General features: G+C 55.6%; 1 protein-coding gene. It reads left to right on the forward strand.

Annotation, left to right across the window (positions count from 1 at the left end; translation table 11 throughout):
- Positions 1-481: 481 nt before the first annotated feature.
- The coding region (locus tag B879_RS24180; protein WP_040401633.1) for a 2-oxo-4-hydroxy-4-carboxy-5-ureidoimidazoline decarboxylase at positions 482-710 on the forward strand (229 nt) is incomplete at its 3' end.

Here is a 710-nt window from a genome sequence, read left to right on the forward strand (position 1 = left end):
CGATGCGCGGGTTGGAGATCTGCGGGCTTCGGCTCATGTCTGGGTCGAGTCCGCCGATCGGGTGGAAGATTCCGGTACTGAGTGCCGCCGAGGGTTCGGGGACACGCGAAGCTTGCTTGTCTGGTTCCTCGACGGTGAGCTGGGTAATCTTCATGAGTTCCTCCTCTGAACGACAAAGATTCCAATATATGGAATCTGAATATTGCTTCGTGAAATTCAAGTATGGCCCCATCTTCGATCAAAGACAAGGGTTTCGGTGGCTCATTTCCAGCGCCCTGCCCCTGCCGGTCAGACGATGGAGCGATAAAAGTTTTTCGAAGGACCCCTTGACGGAAGGCCTGTGACCCGGGTTACATTGTGTGGACACGAAGTTCCACCATCCAGAAACATCGAGTCGAATCCGGTTGAAAGATCGGTTGTAAGGGTGTTCAGCCCTGGATGGTGCAAGCAACTCAAGCAGGATGAAAGAGCTGACCACCCCATGGACATTTCTCGTTTCAACGCACTCGATTCGGCTAGCGCAACAGCCATCCTTCGGCCATGTGCCGACATAGACCGCTGGGTTGAGACTCTTCTCGCTGCCCGCCCAATGGCATCCGTTGATGAACTCCTGAAGGTTGCCGAAAAATCGGCCAACCCCTTCACGGAAGCGGAAATCGATGCCGCACTGGCCCACCATCCACGCATCGGGGAGCGTGCCGCGGGATCCT

Source organism: Cecembia lonarensis LW9 (genome assembly GCF_000298295.1).
GTDB classification, from domain to species: domain Bacteria; phylum Bacteroidota; class Bacteroidia; order Cytophagales; family Cyclobacteriaceae; genus Cecembia; species Cecembia lonarensis.